Below are 19299 nucleotides of genomic sequence, written 5' to 3'. Positions count from 1 at the left end.
AATAATCGGGAGCAGGATTTAAATATTGATTTATCAGGTAAAAGTTTAACAATTTTAAAAAATAGTATTATGAATTACGATTTTAGGTATGCTGCACATCCTGCAGATTTTAAAAATTATGATACCAAACGTATCCGCGAAGATTTTCTGATGGAAAATGTGATGGTTTCGGGAGAGATTAATGTGGTTTACACGCTTTACGATCGATTGATTGTTGGTGGCGCCGTGCCTACCGATAAACCACTTAAACTGGAGCCTTTTGAGGAATTGAAAGCCGATTATTTCCTGGAGCGCCGCGAACTTGGAATTATAAACATTGGTGGCAACGCAAAAGTAACCGCTGATGGTACCGTTTATGAATTGGGATACAAGGAAGGTCTTTATTTGGGAAGCGGAAATAAAGAGGTTGTTTTTGAATCTGTTGACCCCAAAAAGCCTGCTCATCTTTATTTGAACAGTGCAACAGCTCACACCAAACATCCCAATAATAAAGTAACGTTGGATATGGCTGTGGTTGCTGAAATGGGTTCTAAGGAGTCGTCCAACGAGCGAAGAATAAACAAACTCATTGTGAGCGATGTCATTCCTACCTGCCAGGTGCAGATGGGAATTACCGAACTTAAAACCGGTAGTACCTGGAACACCATGCCCCCACACGTTCACAACAGGCGGATGGAGGCTTACCTGTATTTTGAATTGCCCGAAAAAGAGGCAATCTGTCATTTTATGGGCCAGCCGGACGAAACACGGCATATCTGGATGAAGAACGAACAGGTGGCTATTTCTCCCTCCTGGAGTATCCACAGTGCTTCGGGAACTTCAAATTATTCATTTATCTGGGGTATGGCCGGAGAAAATAAGGATTACAGCGATATGAATCATTTAACTCAGCAAGAGTTGAAATAATTTGAAAAGAGACCACACGAGCTTGAATTGGGCTGTCAGCAGTCGATTTTTTGCTGACAACCCATTGTCTCCCAAAAGTCTGTTTTTTATTCTTTAAAAAAGTATTTGATATGATAAATGAATTGTTTGATTTAACAGGAAAAGTGGCTTTGGTTACCGGAGGAACTCATGGAATCGGAATGGCCATCGGAAAAACCCTTGGGAAAGCAGGAGCCAAAATTGCCGTCAATGACTTGTCAGGTGATAAATTGGAGAATTGTAAAGCAGAATACGCCAAAGAAGGCATTGATGTTTTTACCCTTACTTTTGATGTGACCAATGAGGAAGATGTCGATAAGGGAATAACTGCCATTGAGAAAGAAGTAGGTCCTATTGATATTCTTGTTAACAATGCCGGAATTATTAAGCGTATCCCAATTCTGGATATGGCTGTTGCAGATTTTAAACAGGTTATTGATGTTGACCTGGTAGCTCCTTTAATTGTAGCCAAGCGCGTTGCTCCCGGTATGATTGAACGCCGTTCTGGGAAAATTATTAATATGTGCTCCATGATGAGTGTTTATGGTCGTAACTCAGTATCAGCTTATGCTTCGGCAAAGGGTGGTTTGAAATTGCTGACGGCCAACATGACTTGCGAATGGGCAAAGTATAATATTCAAATCAACGGTGTTGGTCCTGGATACATCGCCACTGAACAAACCGCTCCCATTCGTGAAGGAAATCATCCTTTTAACGATCTGGTAATGACGCGAACTCCTGCCGGCCGTTGGGGCGAACCGGAAGATGTTGGTAATGCTGCATTGTTTCTGGCAACAAAGGCAAGTGATTTTGTAAATGGTCACGTGCTGTATGTGGACGGTGGTATTTTGGCTAATTTTGGTTACGTAAAAGGCGAAAATGATGTTTAATCCTGAAAAATCCTTTGTTATGCTAAACAAATCAATTTTTGCAACTTTTTTTGGAGTATTCCTGATGGTGGGATGTTCTGCTCCTCAAAAAGGGTTTGAAGTATCCTCCACGTTATCGGTTCAGGACAAGGTTGTAGTGCTTTCTTATGAGCAGGTGAATGATTATCTGCCTGAGGATATTGGCAATAAATATATTGAAGTTGTAAATTCTGAAGGCCTTAGTCTTTCTGCTCAGTGTGATGATCTGGACAAAGATGGCCGCTGGGATGAACTGGCTTTTTTGATCAATTTGGAAGCAGGGGTTCCACAAACGGTTTATTTTAATGCAGTTGATAAAAGTGAATTGCCTGATTTCCCGAAAAGAACCAATGTGCGGTTTGGATATGTGGATGAACCCTATGCAGAGGTGTCCGGCGAGGAACGATTGAAGTCCACCGATAGCCCGACCATTTCAGGGATTTTTCAAATGGAAGGCCCTGCCTGGGAGAACGACCTTGTTGGCTTCCGAAATTACTATGATGCCCGTAACGGGATTGATATTTTTGGTAAAGCCACAACTGAAATGGCTCTTGATTCAGCAGGTATCAAAGGGCAAAATTATCATGAACTGGACGACTGGGGAATGGATATTCTCAAGGTAGGAAATTCTTTGGGGGCAGGTGCTGTTGCAATCCGGATTGGTGAAGAGACATTCCGTGTGGGCCGGTGTGAGAAAGGAACCTATGAGTTTGTGACGGAAGGCCCTGTGCGTGCCATTCTTAAGCTAAACTATTTTGGGGTTCCGGTAGCAGAAAGGACTTATGATGTGGAGCATGTGATTTCTATTAATGCCGGAGATCATTTTTACAAAAGCAAAGTTCGGGTGAATAACCTACAGGGTGACGAAGAACTGGTAACCGGCATCGTTAACATGGAGCAGAAAGAGGCTTTTGAAATGGAAGAGCATGGAATGCAAATTGTAGCATCCCATGGAAATCAGGCATATCTCGGTGAAATGCTGGGAATGGGAATATTGGTTCCCGACACCGACTTTGTCGAAACCTGGAAGGCTCCGGATGAGGGAGATGGAATTGTGGAAACACACATGGTGGCCATAGATTTTGAAAGCGACTCGTCAGCTGAATACTACTTTTTCGGTGGCTGGGAGTATCAGGATGAAGGCTTTAAAACCATGGAGTATTTTCAACAGCAGCTTACCGCAGCAGCGGCCAAAATAGCCGTGCACTAATTGAAGTCCCGGAAAGGGAGCAGAATATTGTCAAATTTATTGTTCCTTTTGAGACAAAATTTGATACTATTTTTTCAAAGAATTAAGAAGTTTGTTTATATTGCACCTGTTTTTATATAGGTTTTATTAGTTGTGTGTGAAAGGAGTGGGGCTGTCTCAATGACGGTTTCACTCTTTTTTTTGAAACGCTTGCGTTCCGTTTAAGTGTTTCTGGTCAGGTGCTTGGCCATAAAGACCCGCCATAGTGAACTTAGTTAGTGTCCGTCTATAAACTAAGCAAATTCTGTTTTTAGGGCTGTTTCTGGTCAGAAAGTGCCAATTGCCAGGCTTGCGAAGCCGCAAAAAACGGAGTTTACTAATCGTAAATGATTATTTTGGCGGCAAGCGTAACAATGCAAGTGGTACTTTATGGACAGAAACTAGTTAAGCAATCTCAATTCTTTGCCGGACACCATCGAAAAAAAGAAGAGACGCTTTAAAAAAAACGTCTCTTCTTGGAATTTATAGTCAAACCAATTTTCAGAAGAGCCTGTCTGCCTTCGATGTTGGTTTATTATTCTATGTTATCGTCTTTTATTAGTATTCTGTTTTCTTTCGATTACTTCGATTAATTCAATGTCGAAAATGAGGGTTTCATTGGCTTTAATGAATTCACCTCTTTCAGTATTTCCGTATGCGAGATCTGCCGGAACAAACAGTTGCCATTTTCCACCTTCTTTCATCATAGGTAGGGCTTCCTGCCATCCTTTGATAACCTGGTTTACTCCAAATTGTGCAGTGTCACCTCTTTCAACAGTGCTGTCAAACACGGTGCCATCAATCAGTGTCCCGTGGTAAAGGCATTTAACACGGTCATTAATGGAGGGACTTTTCCCGTCACCTTCTTCAATAACTTTATACTGAAGTCCGCTTTCCAACACAATTACATTCTCTTTTTTGGCATTTTCTTCCAGAAAAGCTTCTCCTTTTTCCAGGTTTTTCTGGGCTTCAATCTGCCTGAGACTGTCGTTTTTGTCTTTTACCTGTTGAAAAATCTTCCGGATATAAATGTCGGCCGTGATTTCAGTATAGTAGGATTTATCGTAGGCAATTTCATTGAAAAAGCCTTTTTTGAACATATCAATGTCGATGGTGTCGAACTGACCTTTTCTGAAGTTGAGGTAGCTCTCCACGAGTTCGGAGTTTTTGAATGCCAGTGCTACTTTTTTGTAGTCGATGGTGTCAAATGGCGTTTGCTCAAATTTCTTTTTCCACTCTGATGCTTCATAAAAACCCAGGGCATAGCTTAAACTATCGAGTTGTGTTTCCATGTTTGCTTTACCGGTGTTGGGCACCTTGTTGCAGGCAGAGAATACAAGAATTACGGCGATAAGGCCGGGGATCAGTTGTTTTCCTTTCATAATTTAGAACTTGTTTTTTATGGTTAATTTTTTTACTGTATTTACCTGCATTATTGATCTTCCTGTCGGGTGCATCATGAGATGTCTCCGGAATCAAAAACTTAAGCCAATACCCACACGTCCGGTTGGACACTTTTTATTTTAAGGCATCGCAGTTTTATTAATAATGCGGGTTAATTTTTCGGTTGCGAAATTTAGTAAAAATCTTGCGATTTCATTATGGAGGTTATATTTTCGTTGCTCTCAGCATTTCTCGTTTTCCCGGCGGTCCCGGAATTTTTTCTATTTTCATCCCTGCCGCCGATAGAGCCCGTTTTACGGTCCCTTTGCAGCTGTATGTTACCAGAACTCCACCTTCACACATGCTTTCTGATATTTTTTTAAATATTTCCGGGGTCCACAGTTCCGGTTGTTTGTCGGGTCCGAAGGCATCAAAATAGACGAGATTGTAGAGTTTCTGTGGAGTAAACAGTGCCAGATCCGAAGCTTCTTTATGAATCGTAAAAGCAGGTGTTATTTCACAATCTTTATTCCAGGGTGCCTCATGCAATTGCTTAAAATATTCAGTCGATGTTGGTACATCCAATATTTCAGGATAGTTTATCGACTGAACAATGGTTGCCTCCAGAGGATATCGTTCGATGGTATGGTAAAAGACCTTCTTTTTTGCCTGGTGGAGGATTGTCAGCAAGGCGTTGAGGCCTGTCCCGAAACCTACTTCCAGGATGTTTAGAGCGGTTGCCTGATGAGACAAAAGTCCTGCACGGATAAAAACGTGCATAGACTCCTGGATGGCCCCGTGGATGGAATGATAGTGTTCATCAAGGTCGGGCCGGTAAAGAGTGGTTGACCCGTCTTCACTGGTTCTTAATTCTACTTTTGGGGTATTTTGTGGATGCATATTTCTTTTTATCTGCTTTTTTCAATTCCAAAGATAGGAAGCTTTTCCGTTTGTAGTTTAACCTGGGATGTTTCTCTTCCGGATATTTATTAAACTTGCACCGTGATTCGGAAAATTATTCATATAGATATGGACGCTTTTTTTGCGTCTATTGAGCAGCGCGATAACCCCGGACTCAGAGGGAAACCTGTGGCTGTTGGAGGGAGCAGTGATCGCGGGGTAGTGGCTGCTGCAAGTTATGAGGCACGGGTATTTGGGGTCCATTCCGCCATGCCATCCAAAATTGCTGCACGCAAATGTCCGGGTTTGATTTTTGTAAAAGCCCGGTTTGATGTTTACAAGGCCGATTCTGCCAAAATCATGGACATTTTTCGGGATTATACCGATTTAGTGGAGCCGCTCTCCATCGATGAAGCATTTTTGGATGTTACTTCCAACAAAAAAGGGATTCCATCGGCCACGCTTATTGCCAGGGAGATAAAAGAGAGAATTCGGGAGAAAACAGGGCTTACTGCCTCAGCCGGAATCAGCATCAATAAATTTTTAGCCAAGATTGCTTCTGATGAGGATAAGCCTAACGGATTATTTGTGATCAAGCCTGATGAAGTGATGGATTTTATCGGGCGGCTTGCGGTGGATGATTTTTTTGGTGTAGGTCCCCGCACTGCTCAGAAAATGCATGATCTCGGGTTGTTTAAAGGAGAAGACCTTCGGAATGCAGACCTGCAAATGCTTATTCGTAATTTTGGAAAGGCCGGAATCTTTTTTCATCAAATAGCCAACGGGATCGACGAAAGGCCCGTACGACCTCACAGAGAAAGAAAATCAGTGGGGATTGAGAATACTTTTCATGAGGATATTGCTACGCGTGATGAGATGCTTACTCAGCTGGAAAAACTGGAGAAAGGGCTCTGGGAGCGCATAAAAAAACACGGAGCCTTTGGCAAAACAGTTACGCTGAAGGTGAAATACAATGATTTTGATCAGATTACCAGATCCCATTCCTCCTCTGAACCCTTTGTGAATCCCGGACAATTGGTATCGGTTGTGAAGGATTTGTTAAATTTGGCCAATCCTGAAAAACCCGTCAGGTTGCTCGGGATTTCCGTGTCTAATTTTCCTCCTCGTGAGGATAGCGGACCGTTACAGTTAACTATTGATTTTGATTAATAAAAAATTGAAATGAAGAACTATACCAATATTTGCTTTGTAATTGCAATGCGTGCAGAAGCGCAACCTCTTATTGATGCTTTGCAGCTTGTGGAGGATTCCTCTTTTTGTCAGGGGCTGCCTATGCGCGCATGGACTGGAGAATACAGAAATATTCAGTTGTCGCTGGTTATTAACGGAAAAGATCCTGAAACCGGTCTTGACCTTATCGGAACGCAGGCTGCTACTCTGGCCACGCAGTTTGCAATAGATAAGTTTGATCCGCAACTGATTGTAAATGCCGGTACCGCCGGAGCCTTTGGTGAGAATGGAGCCAAAATCGGAGATGTTTTTTTAAGTCGCGATCATGTGGTTTTTCACGACAGGAGAGTTCCCATTGCCGGATGGGATAAGCAAAGTATTGGTTATTTTCCGGTTTTGGATGTTTCAGACCTGACGTCTCTTGGGTTCAAAATGGGCGTTGTAACCACAGGAAACTCATTGGATATGCCTGAGCATGATGAGGAGAATATTCGGAAAATAGGAGGTGAAATAAAAGAAATGGAGGCTGCTGCGGTGGCCTGGGTGGCACGGCTTCACCAGGTGCCCCTGTTTTGTGTAAAGGCGGTTACGGATTTGATGGATTCCGGAATTCCTACACATGAGGAGTTTGATCAAAATCTCAAACTTGCCACCGAAAACCTTCAGAAAGGGGTAACGAAGATTATTGATTTCTTGGCAACCTGAAACCGGCAATCCTTTTCAGGTAAAGCAGAATGAGAGCTAAGCCTCTGTGTTTCCCGTATTTGTGATCCATGTAAGCTTTTTGTGGAAAAAATTCTCCCCGGAGCATCCTTATTTTGTTAGACAGGCCTGGAAGTCCCATTATTTCATTAGCCACCATTATTTTATGTTTTTTTGAGGCATTCTGTTCTTTGTGAAAGAGAATTTCATCTGGAAACGGTATTTCCGGTTCGGTGGCTGGTGTTTCGTTTAACAAAAGTGAGGCCCATTGGATGGGAGCCAGAATCTCCTTCCTTGCTTCAGGATTCAGGGCAAGAACTGAGGGGATGAAGTCGTTGTTTTTTTTGTTTTTCTCCAGAATAAGGGCAATGTCAAGCAACCAACCCAGTCGCATTCCCCCCATTTTGTAGCCTTTGAAGGCATGCGTGGCAAGGTGGTAAGCCTGCATCCGGTCTTCAAAAATGTCAACCTCGGGGTAGGCCGGAATGGGTTGGATGTGTTTGAACAAGTCAGTGTTCTTAAGGTTCATTGTGCTTCCCAAGGCAAAAAGCCTTTGGTGAGGTTCTATCATGATATTCTGCCAGCTGAGCGCTGAAATGTGTGCATGTACTTGGTCATGCATCCTGGAAATCGGGACATGCAGGGGAAGGGCGCCTTTGCTTAACAACAGATCCCGAAGTGCATGAACCTTATCTGGCGGGACAAGAATGTCCAGGTCGCCCATGGGACGTAAAGCCTCCTCCGGATAAAGGCTGAAAGCCAATGCAGTCCCTTTTAACGGTATCACGGGAATGTTTTGGGTTTTGGCCAACTCTTTAATCTCTCTGAATACCTTCCATTTTTGCTGGTTCATTACCAGTGTCTGAAGATATTGCATTCGCATGGACTGCTTTATGCCCTGAGGCCAATGAACCCCTTTGTTGTTATGGTTGTTTATTTGATAAAAAATCCATGGAACCAACCCGTTTTTAGCAGCAAATGAAAATGCATCACCGGCGGTTTTCTGGCTTAAAGTAATTTCTTGTTTCCCTATATTGTGAATGGAGGCTGTTTCAAATATCAGATTTGCTTCAGGTGTCCGGAATGGTTGCATGTTACACTAAATAATGAAATTTGAAATTGTGTTGTGACAGAGGGTGGTGTTTTATCTGTTTGCCCTTTGTAAGGAAGCTAAAATACAGTTTTTCCCGCGATATGTGAATGATTTCGCCATAAATGTCTATCTTTTGGGAGATGAAATTAATTAGTGTCTGTCCATAAAGTACCATTTGCGTCGTTACGCTTGCCGCCAAAATACTCATTTACCTAAGTAAACTCCGTTTTTGGCGGCTTCGCAAGCCTTGCAACTGGCACTTTCTGACCAGACACATGACTTTTTACAAACTTTCCCGACTTTATAGACGGGCACTAATTAAATAAAAAAATATGCTCAAATATGTAAAAATACTTCAGCGAGGAATCATATTTCTTCTTTTGATCGTAATGTCACTTATTCTTCTGGTGAGTACAGTAAATATTATCATGAATGTTGTGCTTGGAGCCATTACAGGTCCCGAGACTTTTTTTAATGCCCAGAGGTTACAGTCCCTTTTTGGACTCTTTCTCATTATTCTTATTGGTATTGAACTGCTCGATACGGTAAAAGCCTTTCTTGAGGAGGAGAAAATTCATGTGGAAGTTGTTCTCCTGGTTGCAATGATTGCTCTTGCAAGAAAAGTTATTATCTGGGACTTTTCAGAGTATGAGGTACAGGAACTTTATGGTGTTGCAGTGATGCTCCTCTCTTTGGCTGTTTCTTACACTCTTATCAAGGGCACGTGGGTGAAATCTGCATTGGATAGTTGGTTTTCTTCCCGGAAGAAAAAAGCAGGTGTTGTAGAAGAAAGCCCGTTGGAACATCGTGATTTTGACCCTCCTAAAAAGCTATAATCATTCTAAATAATGTTGTGGAGTGTTAATGTTTTTGGCAATTTTGTTGTTTAACTTTTTAAGGCCTTGACTTTTTTTCTTGTTTTTTGTAATTTAGAATTTCTTGTTTTCAAAAAATGAAAACATCAGAATATCAAATAAATAACAAATTTGTTATTTAGAAAAAGTACAAATAAGGAAAAAATTCTCTTTGCATTTTATTTGCAACCGTTTATTTATTGACTATATTTGTTAGACAGAAAGTTAATCAAAAACCATACACCATGACATCAATTCAGTTTAATAACAGACTCTTGGGGCTTCAGGATAAACTCCTGTATTTTGCCCTTAGTTTAACCTCAAATGACGATGATGCGCATGATTTGTTGCAGGAAACTATCCTGAAAGCGCTCACATATCGCAATCAGTTTGTGGCCAATACCAATTTTAAAGCATGGGTGTTTACCATTATGAAAAACACCTTTATTAATAACTATCGTCGCAACCAGAAAACCAGAAACACTTTTGATGGTTCGGATGATGCGTTTAAACATGCTTTTAAAAAGAATTATGCTTCCGAAACTCCTGAAATGGTTCATTCAGTAACTGAGATGAATCAATACATTGAGCAATTGGATGATGATTTCAGGATTCCTTTTAGAATGCATACTGATGGGTACAAGTATAAAGAGATTGCCGAACAACTTGAACTTCCCATTGGAACAGTGAAAAGCCGCATCTTCTTTACACGTAAGAAGTTGCAGGAGATGCTGAGGGACCGTGAAGGAAGCTACGCCGTATAATATTTTTTGGAAGCCCAAATAAGCAAACGAGTACCGGAATGATAGAAGGGTTTTGGGTTTAGTGGATGAGTGGACAACCGGCCAACTGTTAAGGCAGTGGTCGGTTGTTTTTTATTCCCACATAGAGACTATCCATAAACTAAGCGTTTTTTACGTGTTTGAGATAGAAAGCTCAAATTCAAGGCGTGTGAAAAATATAAACCGCAGAATACTAATGTATTTGAGGATTTATATTTTAAGCAACAACGCAGATGTTGGATTTTATATACAAACACTACATAGTGCTTGCAAGAAAAAACCATTTGCTGCATTGAACTTGCCTTCAATACAGTCATTTACGAAAGTTAAAGTCCTGTTTTTTCAGTCATCACCTACCTTCCTGCACTTGACGCTTTTTTTATCAAGTACTTGATATTGAGGCAATCTAACATCGCTCTATGTGATCAATTATTAAGATTTTAATAATTACTTATGTAATAACATACATAGAAAAACAGGGGTTTTCTAGCTGATACTACTCAGCCTGCTTTATTCATGAGTTTTTGTTATGAGATGTTCAAATATCAAGAAATACAATCAACCGCAGATAAAATGGATGCAGGAAATAATGGATTATTTTCAAATCCATTTTATTGAGGACGGTTGGATTTTGCAGGTAGTTGGACATCGGAATAGATTATTTGTGAATAATGCAGGTTAGTGCCCGTCTATAAACTAAGAATAATTTGTTTATGGTTATGTGTTTGTCAAGAAAGTGTCAGTTACAAGGGTTGCGAAGCCCGAAAATGCGCAGTTTATTTGAGTAAATGAGGAATTTTAGGGCAAGCGTAACGCAGTAAATGGTACTTTATGGACAAAAACTACATATCGATTCCGGTATAGTATCCCGGTGTACCGTCCCATCCTGCCAGTCGGGCAAGAATCCACCAGAAAGCGATGGCTTTTCGGTTGGCCGTGATGTGCTGGGTGTTGTGAGCTCCATACATCACATCTCCATCAGGAGCTTCTTTGTTTTCCCAGTAACCGGCTCCCACCGAGTGGCTATTCTGCCAATCTTTGTAGAAGTTTCCATCGTAACGAGTGGAATAGCCGTCATCGCTGGCATCTTCCCAATAATTACCTTCCATGTCGTGGCTGTCGATGCTGTAGTAGTCAAGGCAATATTGCTCGTTTTCCAGACAATAATTATTGATTAATTCTGCCTGATTGGCCGGCTTGCCGTCTCCTATGTTGTTGTTGGCGTTGGCATGACCGGTCATGAAGATGAAAAATACAGCGTTCTGGCGCTGGCCTTCTGCTGTGCCTATTTTTGAACCTCCTTCACCATACTCTGAAATGAGTGAAGTCATTCCCGGAAGGTAATTTCCCGAAACATCGTGTCCTGCAATGTCGCACCACGACCACATAATCACATTTACATGGGCATTGTCCGGATCCTCCAGAAAATTACGTGTTGCCTGGATGAATCCTGTCTCATCAGCACTCAGGTCTGTGGCAGTTTCTCCATCTGCGGCATAAGTTTGAAGTGCATAATCGTAAAAGGTCAGTTTTCCTGCTTCCTGTTTGTTTAAAGAAACTCCGAACCGTTGATCATCGCCTTCCTTATAATCCGGTAGTCCAAAAACACCCCGGGAAACATGTGTTCCGTGCGATGTGTGTTGGTAGGCAATATGAAAGTTTTCTCTCGCATAATCTATGTATTGTACGGGAATGCCTCTTAATACCTCTTCAGTGGCTATTGTGTGGTCTGCGATATAGGTTGGTACAGATGAGCTCTTTTCATCATTTTCCCAAACAGTTTCATCTTCATTTTCTTCCGGATCTTCGTCCTCCTTTTCTCCGGAAGCTTGTTCATCATTAATCTCCTCTTTCGGACTACCCTGAATAGCCGGTTCCTCTGTCTGGTCGGAAGTACAGGCGGCAACGGAAAATATTGTTGAAATTAGTAGAAACGTAAGGTATCTCATTGGTTCAAAATTTGGTTTTTAGAATGGAATGGGACTCTCTGGCATGAATTTATATCTGATCTTTTTGAACAAACTATAGTGTGTTGATTTGTCCCAAATTACGATGAAACTTAAAGATAATCAATAGGCAGAAATGTATTCTTATCAATTAAGGATATGTTTAAAGAAAGAATGGTAACCAGTTTTATATTTTGTCCCCTTTGACTTTTGAGGATAATTTTTATATTTACACTATTGAGTACAGGGTGTTATGTAGGAGATGGAATTTAAAATCTTTTCAAATGCTTTAAGAAGAATTTTAATTAGAAAAATACCAATGGCAAACAAAAACAAATCAGGAAGATACCAAAGAATTTTCAGGCAAGTTGAAGAATTGATACAAGCGACAGAAAGCCCCTGGTCCAGGATGAGTACCATTGCTGCATTGCTTCATCACAAAATTCCCGATTATTTCTGGACAGGTTTTTATTTTCTTGATGAAGAAGATAATTTGATTGTGGGGCCTTACCAGGGACCGGTGGCGTGTCTGAAATTGAAGAAGGACACCGGTGTGTGCTGGGCCGGAATTAATACAGGAAAAAGTGTGGTGGTTGGTGATGTAGAAGAGTTTCCCGGGCATATAGCCTGTTCTTCACTGAGTAAATCCGAGATTGTTGTACCTGTTCGCGATAAATCCGGAAAAGTGACGGCTGTGCTCGATGTGGACAGCAGAGAACTAAACACCTTTGATGAGACAGATCGTGTGGAGTTGGAGAAGATAGTGGATTTAATTTATCAATGATACCAGGTTAGCAGAATAAAAAGGAGACTATGAGTCGAACCGTTTTAATTACAGGAGGTGCTCGTCGTGTTGGTGCTGCAATTGCCAGAAGGCTTGCTGAGGAAGGATGGGAGGTTGTGATCCATTACAATCACAGCCGCGATGATGCTGAGAAACTTTCCAGGGAACTTCAGGACTCTTTTTCTGACAGGGAATTTCCCCTTTTGCAATGCGATTTATCCAATATTGATGCCGTGCTGAGCTTATTCAATCGTTTGCCTGATAGTATTCAAGGCATTGATGCTTTGATAAATAATGCCAGTACTTTTAATTCCGGAAAGATAGTTGAGACTTCTCCCTCTTTTATGAAGAAGGAGATGGCAATAAATTTTGATGCTCCCTTTTTTTTGATTCAGGCCTTTGCCAATACTTTTGGGAAAGGGGCTGTGGTTAATATGCTGGATACTAAAATTGTGAAAAATGAAGGAGGACATGCCGCCTATCTGCTGGCGAAGAAAGCGCTTGCTGAACTGACTCATATGGGAGCTCTTGACTTTGCTCCGGATATCCGGATAAACGGGGTTGCACCGGGACCCGTTTTGCCACCTCCACGTAAAGGGAATGATTACCTGAAGGATGTTGTGGAAAAAACCCCTCTTAAAAAGCAGGTTGCTGTGGAGGATATCGCATTTTCAGTCTCTTTTTTGTTAAATAATCCTTCTGTTACCGGACAAATAATCTTCTGTGACAGTGGATCTCACCTTTTGTAATATTATGGCTACCATTTTTATTAAAGACCTTTTGTTGCGTACCGAAGTTGGATTTAATCCGCATGAATTGGGAAAAAAGCAAGATTTGTTGTTGAATATTTCTATTCAATACCAGATCAACGGTGAGGAAATCAACGATAATCCCGAAGCCGCACTAAACTACCGGGATATCTGCAAAAGAATAATCGACCTGGTTGAAAACAGAAAATTCAATCTGCTGGAAAAAGTGGCCAATGAAGTGGCTCACTTAATATTGGATATTTCTCGTGTGGAAGAAGTTTCTGTTGAAGTGGACAAACCTCATGCTTTGCGATTTGCAAAAAGTGTTTCTTTCAGTCTTACCAAAAACAAATCGGAATTGTGAGTAATGAAGCCATCATAGCATTGGGGTCGAACATTGATGCCCGACAAAATATTGAAAATGCTTTTGGCAGGCTTCACAAACATTTTCAATTAATAAAACTATCCGGGCCGATTGTTACTTCTCCCATTGGAATTACTGACCAACCCGATTTCCTGAATGCTGTGGCTCTGATAGAAACGGCTCTCTCCATAGAAGAATTGGTGTCTCTACTTAAAAAAATGGAGGATGAAATGGGACGCGACCGTTCCCGTGCAAAATTTGGTCCCCGGGAAATTGACCTGGATGTTCTTATTTGGAATGGGGAGGTAGTGGATGAGGACTATTATGAACGGGATTTTTTACGTCAACTGGTTGCTGAAATGAAGTAAACTTTCTCTAATTTTCGGTCCATAAAGTACCACTTGCGTCGTTACGCTTGCCGCCCAAATACTCATTTACGATTAGTAAACTCCGTTTTTTGCGGCTTCGCAAGCCTTGCAATTGGCACTTTCTGATCAGAAACAGCTCTAAAAACAGATTTTGCTTAGTTTCTAGACAGGCTCTAAATATTTCCTTCTTTTTAAATTTTCTTGTCCTTTTTTGTGAATCTTTCTTTGTTTTGTGTCGTTGTAAGGTGTTGATATAGTTTAGTTTACAAAGACGATTTTTGAACATGGCACGTTTTCTTTCTAATTTTCACATTCGAAGCAAAGACCTTAAGATTTCTACCCGGCTCAATTTTATTCTTGGTGGTATTATTGCTTTTTTTATGACCATTTTGGCTGTTTACTCTTATTTTTCATTGGGGAACACTATAAAAGAGAGTGCAGTAGTAACTGCTTCAGACAGGTTGCTTTTTATGGAAGAAATGGTTGTTTCTCATCGGGAGAATGTTGAGGAAGAACTGCAGCAATCTATTAAAGTAGTACGGTATCTTTTTGAAAGTAATCCTGTTTCAATTGCTGAAGATGAACAGGTTTATTTTGATGCAGAAAATCAGGTTTCCGGAAATGTAATGTCTGTTGAATTACCTTCCTGGTATGTAGGGGGAGATCAATTGCAAAACAATTCAGGGTATGCTGATTATTTAAGTGAGATAAGTGGAGGGACAGTTACTGTTTTTCAGAAATTTGATCAGGGCTATCTGCGTGTTGCAACCAGTGTGTTTGATGAGAATGGAGTGCGTGCAACAGGAACTTTTATACCCAATGAATCGGAAGTGGTTCGAACTATTGAAAGGGGAGAAACATATCACGGATCAGCGTTTGTTGTAGATCGAGCATATTTGTCTGTTTATCAGCCATTGATTGTTGATGGAAAACTTCAGGGGATGCTTTTTGTTGGTGTCCCCGAATCAGACTTTAGCGGTATTGAAAATCTGGTCGCCAATCTGAAAACCGAGCAGGAGGAATTGGGGTATTTCAATGAAAAAAAGGAATTTTTGATTGCTCCCCAGGATTCTTCGGGATGGAACACTTTAATGGATCAACTGATGCATTATCAGGCTCAAACAGGAACCACCCGGGAATTAACTTCTCCCGATGAATGGTCTGGTTATATCTATCTTCCTGAAATGAATGGTTATTTGACCTATCGACTTAATCGGGATTATATAGAGGGACGTGTGGGAGAACTTGTGTTTACGGTGGGTGGTTCTGTATTTACCATTTTAGCCATTATTCTTGTCTTTCTTTTTTATCAATCGCGTGATATCTCTTTTGGATTTCGCAGGGCTGTTTCTTTTGCCACTGAAATGGAGAAGGGAGACCTGACCATACAAAGTCATGAAGACCGGAAAGATGAAATCGGTATGTTGGGGGCCTCATTGAACAGCATGGTAAATCGTCTGAGAATAGTTGTGCAGGGCATTGAAGAGCGGGCAAGAAAGATAAATAATGCCGGAAACGAGATGAATAAGGCCTCTGTGGAGATGTCTGAAGGTGCTAATGTGCAGGCCTCCGCATCAGAAGAGGTTAGCTCCAGTATGGAGGAGATGGTTGGGAATATTCAGCAGAACTCTGACAATTCTTTAAAAGCTCGTGAGAATGCCAAAAAAATGACCGGTGAAATTCTTGAAGGTGTTAAAATGTCAATGGAAACACGCAAATTGATGCAGGAAGTATCCGATCGGATAGATGCTATCAGTGATATTGCCCGTCAGACCAATATTCTGGCCCTTAATGCTGCCGTTGAAGCAGCCAGGGCAGGCGAACACGGAAAGGGCTTTTCTGTGGTGGCAGCCGAAATCCGTAAGCTGGCTGAGAGAAGTCGTGCTGATGCTGACATCATCACTGCACTTGTTGAGAAGAGTACAAATATGTCAGAAGAGACCGAATCTCGGCTATCTGCTTTAGAACCCGATTTGCGCGGTAACCTTGAGGCGATGGAAGAAATTACGGCGGCCAGTCGTGAGATGTCTGTTGGAGCCGACCAGGTAAACAGCGCTCTTATGGAATTGAACCGTATCACTCAACAAAGTGCAGCCATCAGTGAACAGGTTTCATCAGGAAGTAGTGAACTCTCTTCTCTGGCTGCTCAAATGCTTGAAGAGATTAGTTATTTTAGGGTTAAATAGGAAGGTTATTTTGTTGTAAAACAGGTGGTTGGAAGGGTTAGGTATCTGCTTTACCGGAAAACGGAACTTCTTTAAAGTAATCAGAACGGTTTATTAACTCTTTTCATTCTTCAATTGCCTCTGATGGGGTCTTGCCAAATTCCTCCCTGAATTTTTTGGTGAAATAGGCGGGTGAGGTAAACCCCACGTCTAAAGCTATTCCTGAGATGTTTCCTTTCTCATTCCTGAGTCTTTGCATTCCTTTATGAAGCCTGAATTTGTTGATGTATTCTGATGGGGTGTAGTTGGTCAATGCTTTCATTTTTCGATAAAGGTGGATCCTTGAAAGTCCAACGATTTCACTCATTTTTTCCACGGAGAAATCCGGGTCTGTGTACCATTCTTCCAGGGTTGAATGTAATCTGGAGAGAAACTTCTGATCAATAGATGGGGTGTTGAAGTCTGTTCCATCGGAATAGAAATTACCAATGTTTTTTTGATAATGGCTGCGAAGCGTCTTACGCAGTTCAATAAGTTTTTTTATTCGGACTTTGAGGTATTTGGGGTCAAAAGGCTTTTCTATATAGGCATCGGCCCCGGTTTCAATGCCCTCAGTTTTTTGCTCCATGCCGGCCTTGGCTGTAAGCATGACGACAGGAATGTGACTAGTTTCAATATTGTTCTTGAGGTGGCCGGTCAGTTCGGTACCGTCCATTTCAGGCATCATGAGGTCGGTCAGTACCAGGTCTGCCTGATTTTTTTCAAGTAAAGAAAGTGCGGCCTTCCCGTTGGATGCTGTTTCAATGGAATAGTCGGAGGACAATAATTGTAGAAGATAGGATTTGAGTTGTTCATCATCTTCCACAATGAGTAAAGTTGGTTTGGGCTGAATGGTATCTGGGAAGAAATCATCAGAATTTGTGTCTTTCTTGACTTCATCGATAACCGGTTGAGCAAAAATGTCCGGTGCTGTTTTTAAATTATTGGTCGCCTGCAGGTCTTTGTTATCAGGAAGGATAACTGTAAATATACTTCCCGTAGGGGTATTGTCTGCCACAAGGATTTCTCCTTTATGGAGGTCAATAAACCCCTTTGATAAAGAAAGACCGATTCCTGTTCCGGCAGAACGGTGCTCGTCCTGCTGATAAAATGGTTTGAAAATTTTATCTTTTTTCTTGTGAGGGACTCCCGGCCCTGAGTCGGCCACAGCAATTTTTATTTTTGTATCATCAACAGGAGAAACATTAATTCTGATACGCCCGTTTTGAGGCGTGAATTTAAAGGCATTTGAAAGAATATTAAAAAGAACTTTGTCTATTTTATCGACATCCAGGTGGATGATTCTGTTCGTTGAAGGACAGTCAAATGAAAAATCAATGTTTTTTTGACGGGCCAAAGGAATGAATGCGTTATATATTTCTTCGATAAGCTGATGAAGGTTGACTTTAGAGATATTTAATTTGAGTTTACCGGCATCCATTTTTCTGAAATCCATGAGTTGATTAATCAGCCTTAGCAAGCGGTCACTGTTTTGCCTGACCAGCAATAGATTATTCTTCACCGACGGGATCTTTTCAATATCCTGAGACGAGAGAACCTCATTGACCGGTGCCTGAATGAGTGTCAACGGCGTTCTGAATTCGTGGCTTATATTTGTAAAGAAGCTCAGTTTAGCCTGAGTGGCCCTTTGAACCTCTTTGTTCATTTCCCTGATTTGGTGGTTTTGATTTTGAAGTTGTTCTTTTTGGTTTTCAATGGCTTTGTTTTTATGGTCTAATTCGGCATTTCGTCGGCGAATCATGGTGTAATAATAGGCAAGCCAAAGCGATAAAACGACCAATAGAGCAAGGCTGATTAATGCCACATTGAGCAGGGAACGCTGGTCGTTAAACTGGATTTCCTGCTCTTTAATGCGGCTTGTCTGGCGGTTCAAAATATCCTGAAAAGCCATCACCTGATCCATCTGAAGACGCAAAACTGTTACATTGGAACTATCAACGACCGATGTCCCCAGAATGTTTTGTTTCTGAAACGTTTTTCCTGTCAGGATATCTCTGGCTACTTCGATGGCTTTTTTCCCTCCGGTAGGATAAATGAAAGAAGCTTGTAATACCCCTTGTTCCACCAGTTCCATCCCCAGGTTTGGAAGCGCATCTATACCTACCACAAAGAGGTTGTTGATGTTTAATGAATCTGCCACTCTCCTTGCACTTTGTGCCATCACATCGTTGTGCCCGAAAACAATGTCAAAATCATACTCATTAAATGCCGTTGCTGCTTTTTGTGCAGCTATCTCAGGCAACCATTTGCCTTCAACACTTTCTTTAATTTTTAAATCAGGATATTTCTTCAGTACTTCCATAAAACCGCTGTTACGGTCTTTGGCCGGACTGGAACCATCCATGCCTCTTATTTCAAAAATCGCTCCTCTTCCGTTATTCATATTGGCAATGTAGGAGGCTACATCTTTGCCAATTTGGGTATTGTCGGCTCCTACAAAGGCGGTGTAATTTTCTGAGTTTATCTCCCGGTCAATGATTATGGTGGGGATTCCCTGATTAAAGGCTTCTTCGGCGATGGGAGTGATGGGCCCCGATTCATTGGGCGAAATGATTAACAAGTCCACGTCCTTATTAATTAATTCCTGAATCTGAAGCTCCTGGCGTCGGGTGTTTTCTTCTGCATTAAGGATGGTTAGCTGAATATCAGGGTATAATGCGGCTGTCATGACCATTTCTTTGTTCATGGTCTCTCGCCATACGTCACTGGCACACTGGGAAAATCCGATGTGAAAAGTCTCTTTTTTCTCTTTGTTGCAGCCGGTAAGGACAGAAAAAAGTATTGCACTTAATATAAAAAGGGGAATTAGGTAATTTTTCATAAAAGTGATTGGATTGATATTGGCAAATTAAGGAAAATTAAAACTAATTCAGTGGAAAAAAGGAAATGAATTTAGGG

Annotated in this window: 17 protein-coding genes; 12 read left to right on the top strand and 5 right to left on the bottom strand. The window is 41.3% G+C overall.

What is annotated here, in order from left to right; translation table 11 throughout:
- The first annotated feature begins 69 nt into the window (after positions 1-69).
- The 3 genes from kduI (at position 70) to BY457_RS12235 (ending at position 3042) form a co-directional block, all read left to right on the top strand.
- On the top strand, positions 70-906 hold the full coding sequence (kduI, locus tag BY457_RS12245; protein WP_106153620.1) for a 5-dehydro-4-deoxy-D-glucuronate isomerase: 837 nt from the start codon (positions 70-72) through the stop codon (positions 904-906).
- Positions 907-1016: 110 nt separating this feature from the next.
- Positions 1017-1814 (top strand): gluconate 5-dehydrogenase, encoded by a 798-nt coding sequence (locus BY457_RS12240; protein ID WP_106153619.1) that lies wholly within the window; start codon positions 1017-1019, stop codon positions 1812-1814.
- 19 nt (positions 1815-1833) lie between these two features.
- Positions 1834-3042, top strand: coding sequence for a DUF4861 domain-containing protein (locus BY457_RS12235; RefSeq protein ID WP_258176716.1), 1209 nt, complete (start codon positions 1834-1836; stop codon positions 3040-3042).
- Positions 3043-3605: 563 nt separating this feature from the next.
- On the opposite strand, the gene BY457_RS12230 is transcribed toward BY457_RS12235, so the two are convergent.
- Both BY457_RS12230 and mnmD read right to left on the bottom strand, forming a co-directional pair.
- Entirely contained in the window at positions 3606-4442 is an 837-nt protein-coding gene (locus tag BY457_RS12230; RefSeq protein WP_106153618.1) for an FKBP-type peptidyl-prolyl cis-trans isomerase, read from the bottom strand.
- Positions 4443-4668: 226 nt separating this feature from the next.
- Positions 4669-5343: a tRNA (5-methylaminomethyl-2-thiouridine)(34)-methyltransferase MnmD gene (mnmD, locus tag BY457_RS12225; protein WP_106153617.1), complete on the bottom strand. Its 675-nt coding sequence runs from the start codon at positions 5341-5343 to the stop codon at positions 4669-4671.
- A gap of 102 nt (positions 5344-5445) precedes the next feature.
- On the opposite strand from mnmD, the gene dinB reads away from it, so the two are divergent.
- Positions 5446-6513 (top strand): DNA polymerase IV, encoded by a 1068-nt coding sequence (gene dinB, locus BY457_RS12220; protein WP_106153616.1) that lies wholly within the window; start codon positions 5446-5448, stop codon positions 6511-6513.
- A 12-nt stretch (positions 6514-6525) separates the two neighbouring features.
- A complete protein-coding gene (locus tag BY457_RS12215) occupies positions 6526-7239 on the top strand; it encodes a phosphorylase family protein (RefSeq protein WP_106153615.1) in 714 nt (237 codons plus the stop codon).
- On the opposite strand, the gene BY457_RS12210 is transcribed toward BY457_RS12215, so the two are convergent.
- Complete coding sequence (locus tag BY457_RS12210) at positions 7217-8329, bottom strand: nucleotidyltransferase family protein (RefSeq protein WP_106153614.1); 1113 nt, start codon at positions 8327-8329, stop codon at positions 7217-7219. The genes BY457_RS12215 and BY457_RS12210 overlap by 23 nt on opposite strands.
- A gap of 332 nt (positions 8330-8661) precedes the next feature.
- Here BY457_RS12210 and BY457_RS12205 point away from each other — a divergent pair, with 332 nt between their 5' ends.
- Positions 8662-9165 carry a phosphate-starvation-inducible PsiE family protein gene (locus BY457_RS12205; protein ID WP_106153613.1) on the top strand — a complete coding sequence of 168 codons (504 nt, stop codon included), beginning with the start codon at positions 8662-8664 and terminating at the stop codon, positions 9163-9165.
- 263 nt (positions 9166-9428) lie between these two features.
- Complete coding sequence (locus BY457_RS12200; RefSeq protein ID WP_010663841.1) at positions 9429-9947, top strand: RNA polymerase sigma factor; 519 nt, start codon at positions 9429-9431, stop codon at positions 9945-9947.
- 860 nt (positions 9948-10807) lie between these two features.
- Here BY457_RS12200 and BY457_RS12195 read toward each other — a convergent pair.
- Entirely contained in the window at positions 10808-11914 is a 1107-nt protein-coding gene (locus BY457_RS12195) for a hypothetical protein (RefSeq protein ID WP_106153612.1), read from the bottom strand.
- A 316-nt stretch (positions 11915-12230) separates the two neighbouring features.
- On the opposite strand from BY457_RS12195, the gene BY457_RS12190 reads away from it, so the two are divergent.
- From BY457_RS12190 to BY457_RS12165, 5 genes are all read left to right on the top strand, one after another.
- Complete coding sequence (locus tag BY457_RS12190; protein WP_106153611.1) at positions 12231-12695, top strand: GAF domain-containing protein; 465 nt, start codon at positions 12231-12233, stop codon at positions 12693-12695.
- A 29-nt stretch (positions 12696-12724) separates the two neighbouring features.
- Entirely contained in the window at positions 12725-13444 is a 720-nt protein-coding gene (locus BY457_RS12185) for an SDR family oxidoreductase (RefSeq protein ID WP_106153610.1), read from the top strand.
- A 4-nt stretch (positions 13445-13448) separates the two neighbouring features.
- Positions 13449-13808, top strand: a complete 360-nt coding sequence (locus BY457_RS12180; RefSeq protein WP_106153609.1) for a dihydroneopterin aldolase — start codon at positions 13449-13451, stop codon at positions 13806-13808.
- Positions 13805-14176, top strand: a complete 372-nt coding sequence (folK, locus tag BY457_RS12175; protein ID WP_106153608.1) for a 2-amino-4-hydroxy-6-hydroxymethyldihydropteridine diphosphokinase — start codon at positions 13805-13807, stop codon at positions 14174-14176. The genes BY457_RS12180 and folK overlap by 4 nt, the downstream gene beginning before the upstream one ends.
- Positions 14177-14460: 284 nt before the next feature.
- Positions 14461-16362 carry a methyl-accepting chemotaxis protein gene (locus BY457_RS12165; RefSeq protein WP_106153606.1) on the top strand — a complete coding sequence of 634 codons (1902 nt, stop codon included), beginning with the start codon at positions 14461-14463 and terminating at the stop codon, positions 16360-16362.
- Between the two features lie 103 nt (positions 16363-16465).
- Here the strand turns inward: BY457_RS12165 and BY457_RS12160 are convergent, their stop codons facing one another.
- On the bottom strand, positions 16466-19222 hold the full coding sequence (locus tag BY457_RS12160; protein WP_106153605.1) for a hybrid sensor histidine kinase/response regulator transcription factor: 2757 nt from the start codon (positions 19220-19222) through the stop codon (positions 16466-16468).
- Positions 19223-19299 lie beyond the last annotated feature (77 nt).

Origin of the sequence: Marinilabilia salmonicolor, from assembly GCF_003003035.1 — a bacterium.
Lineage (GTDB): Bacteria > Bacteroidota > Bacteroidia > Bacteroidales > Marinilabiliaceae > Marinilabilia > Marinilabilia salmonicolor_A.
Note: the sequence above shows the minus strand (reverse complement) of the source record. Positions and strands in the feature narration are given on the sequence as shown.